A 3,500-nucleotide genomic window follows, 5' to 3' on the forward strand; every position below is an offset into this window, starting at 1 on the left:
AGTTTCCGGCTGGATTTACGTGGCTTTTTTGACTTTGGGAAAAGGGCTACTGAGTAGGTTCCAGTATCTGTCAGGAGCGGTTGTCGTCATTGAGAATCAGGCTGCGATAGTGCCCAGGATTCGACCCTGACCACTTACGAAACGCCTTGTAGAACGAACTCGTATCGGCGAACCCCAACCGCTCGGCAATCTCGGCAAAGCTGATCTGCGGCTCGGCCAGCCACACAATCGCCAGCTCCTTGCGCACGCTGTCCTTGAGGCCCTGGTAAGTCTGCCCCTCTTCCGCCAGGCGGCGGCGCAGGGTGGACGCGGAGATGCAATGGCTGGCAGCCAGGCCGTCGGTTTCTGGCCAGGTATCGGGTGCCATCTGGCGCAGGTCGTGTTTGATGCGGGTGGCCAGGCTGTCGGGGTCGCGGTATTTGACCAGGATGTTAGCCGGCGCATGCGCGAGGAAACGCTTGAGTTCTTCCGCGCTGCGCTTGATCGGCAGGTCCAGGCAGTCGGCGGAAAAGATCATGCGGGTGCGTGGCCGATTAAACCGCAGGTTGTCGGAAAACATCACCTGGTAGTCATCGCAGAAATCCGGCCGGGGGCCGCGCAGTTCAATCGCCAGGATCGGGATGCGCCGCCCGGCCAGCCAGCAGGCCACGCCGTGTACGATCATCCAATAGGTGAAGTAGGTAAACGCGCGTTTTGGCTCGACCTCAGGCTCCAGCAGCACGATTTCTGCCAGGCTTTGCTGGCGCACCAACTGGGCCGGCAGTTGTTCGAGCATCAAGGATAAAAATCCCAGGCCGGTTTCCAGGCTCGCGCCCAGCTGCGGTTGGGCCATGGCTGTCCGACACAGGAATGCCAGGCTGCCCGACTTGAGCTTGCGTGGGTCCATGCCGAAAAACTCATCGTCCATGCGCCGCGCCAGCAGGCGCCACAGCCGCGCGTAGGTGGTGGCCGAAACCCGTGCGCTCGGCTGGGCCAGCAGGGCCGGATCAATGCCGGCTTTGGTCAGCACCTCGGCGGCGGGCGCACCGGGCGCACAGCTCTGCACCAGGGCTTCGCGCACGAGGTGGATGGAAATGGTGTCTTTTTCCGACATGGGCAGTTGGGCATTCCGGGCGCACACAAGATGGCGTGCATCATAAGGGCGGTTGCGCTTCGTCACCACCGTTCAGCCTATGTTCAGTAAACGTCAAGATTGCCTGTTTAGTAATGAGTATCATTATGTTACAACTTAGCTTCCTATCTAGTCAGGCTGTGGTGGCGAATGCTCGTTCCTTTTCTAATCATGCTGCGCGAAGGCATTGAAGCTGCGCTGATCGTGGGCATTATCGCCAGCTACCTGCAGCAGACCGGCCGCGGCCAATGGATGCCGGCCGTGTGGATCGGCGTGTTCCTCGCCGCCGCACTGGCGCTGCTGGTGGGTGGCGGCCTGGAATTGGTCAGCGCCGAATTCCCGCAAAAGCAGCAGGAATTGTTCGAAGGCATCGTCGGCTTAGTCGCCGTGGGCATCCTCAGTTCCATGGTGTTCTGGATGCGCAAGGTCGCGCGCTCGATCAAGCATTCCCTTCACCAGTCCCTCGATCACGCGTTGGCCGGCTCCAAGCATCAAGTCACGGCGCTGATCCTGATGGTGTTTTTCGCCGTGGCCCGTGAGGGCCTCGAAACCGTATTTTTCCTGCTGGCGGTGTTTCAGCAGAGCGAAGGCCCAGGCGCGCCGATTGGCGCCCTGCTCGGCCTGATCCTGGCGATCATCGTCGGCTTCCTGATCTACACCGGCAGCATGCGCCTGAACCTCGGTGCATTTTTCCGCTGGACCGGCTTGTTCATTCTGGTAGTCGCCGCCGGCATCCTCGCCAACTCGGTGCAGGCCTTGCACGAAGCCGGCGTGTGGAACCACTGGCAGACGGTGCTGTTCGATTTCAGCGCCGCGCTGCCGATGGACAGCCCGCTGGGCTCGGTGCTGGCCGGCATGTTCGGTTACCAGGAGGCGCCGACCATCAGCACCCTCGGTGCCTACCTGATTTATCTGGTGGTGGCGCTGGTGATGTTTTTCCTGCCTGCGGCACCGGCCAAGCCTGCCGCCACGTCTTCTTCCGTTTCCAGCCAGTAAGGACCGACCCTTGTCCAACCCAACCCCTCAACCGGCTCTGCCAGCCCGCGCGTTGCGCTGGGCGGTGGCAGGCTCGGTGGTCGTGATGATCGCCGCCGGTGGCCTGTTCTACTACGCCTCGCAACTGGCGGCCAGCAAGCGCCAGACCAACCGCGATGAAATCGCAGTGACCATCCACGGGCATGCCTGCGAACCGAATGCGCTGACCGTGCCGGCCGGGCGCGCGAGCTTTCGCATCATCAACCGCTCGGACAGGGCAGTGGAATGGGAAATCCTCGACGGCGTGCTAGTGGTTGAAGAACGCGAAAACATCGCGCCCGGCTTGAGCCAGGTGATCAACGCCAACCTGCTGCCCGGCGACTACGCGATCACCTGCGGCTTGCTGAGCAACCCGCGCGGCACCCTGCATGTGACGCCGACGGCGGAATCCGACGCCCAGGCCAAGGCCAAGCCGTCGATGGTCGCGTTTATCGGCCCGTTGTCGGAGTTTCGCGTGTACTTGAGCAGCCAGGGCAGCGCCCTGGTCAAGGCCGTGACCGCCCTGCAACAGGCAATCGATGCCGGCGACCTGGCCCAGGCGCAAGCACTGTACGTACCCGCCCGCGAGGCTTACCAGCGCCTGGCCCCGGCCTCGCAGCGCCTGGCCGAGCTGGACAACGCGATCAATGCGCGTGCCGACTACTTTGAAAAGCGCGAGCAGGACCCGGCCTTCAGCGGCTTCCATCGCCTGGAGTACAGCCTGTTCCAGCAACGCAGTCTCGATGGCCTGGCGCCGATTGCGCAGCGCCTGCTCACCGACGTCACCACGCTGAAACAGCAACTGCTGGCGCAGTCGCTGCCGCCGGAGCAACTGGTCGGCATCGTGGTGCGCAACCTCAACAGCCTGGCGGACGTGCGCGCCATCAGCGGTGAAGAGGAACGCTACAGCCATGTCGACCTGAACGGTTTTGCCGCCAACCTGCAAGCGGCGCACAAGGTGGTCGAGCTGATGCGCCCGCTGCTGAGTAAATCCGCCGCCGACGTGCTGCCGAAAGTCGACAGCGCCCTCGCCGCTTTTGACACTGAGCTGCAAGGCTTCAAAGTCGACAACGGCTATGCCACGTATGACAGCGTTACCGCCGATCAGCGCAAGCAGATCGCCGACAAGGCCAAGGCTCTGGCCGTTGCACTCGATGGAATCGACCCCGCCCTTGGCCTTTCCGGCCTGCAGTGAAGACGACCTAACCGATGAGTGATTCAGAACAGTTTTCCGCACACTTTTCAGCACAGCGCCGCCGTGTCCTGCTCGGCATGGCCGCCACCGGCGCCGCGATTGCCGGCAGCAGCCTGAGCTGCCCGGCCATGGCCGCGGCTGCCGAGCAGGTCACCACCGCACCGCGCAGTGACGAGACCC

Annotated in this window: 3 protein-coding genes and 1 pseudogene; 3 read left to right on the forward strand and 1 reads right to left on the reverse strand. The window is 62.8% G+C overall.

What is annotated here, in order from left to right:
* Positions 1-70: 70 nt before the first annotated feature.
* Entirely contained in the window at positions 71-1,093 is a 1,023-nt protein-coding gene (locus tag WBR57_RS24175; protein WP_424087323.1) for an AraC family transcriptional regulator, read from the reverse strand.
* 168 nt (positions 1,094-1,261) lie between these two features.
* Here WBR57_RS24175 and efeU point away from each other — a divergent pair, with 168 nt between their 5' ends.
* The 3 genes and pseudogenes from efeU to WBR57_RS24190 all read left to right on the forward strand — a co-directional run.
* Positions 1,262-2,107, forward strand: coding sequence for an iron uptake transporter permease EfeU (efeU, locus tag WBR57_RS24180; RefSeq protein ID WP_424087325.1), 846 nt, complete (start codon positions 1,262-1,264; stop codon positions 2,105-2,107).
* A 10-nt stretch (positions 2,108-2,117) separates the two neighbouring features.
* Positions 2,118-3,320, forward strand: a complete 1,203-nt coding sequence (gene efeO / locus WBR57_RS24185) for an iron uptake system protein EfeO (protein WP_424087327.1) — start codon at positions 2,118-2,120, stop codon at positions 3,318-3,320.
* Positions 3,321-3,334: 14 nt separating this feature from the next.
* Positions 3,335-3,500 (forward strand): annotated as a pseudogene (locus tag WBR57_RS24190) (deferrochelatase/peroxidase EfeB); the annotation flags it as partial.

It is taken from the genome of Pseudomonas sp., assembly GCF_049590575.1.
In the GTDB taxonomy this organism is placed as follows: domain Bacteria; phylum Pseudomonadota; class Gammaproteobacteria; order Pseudomonadales; family Pseudomonadaceae; genus Aquipseudomonas.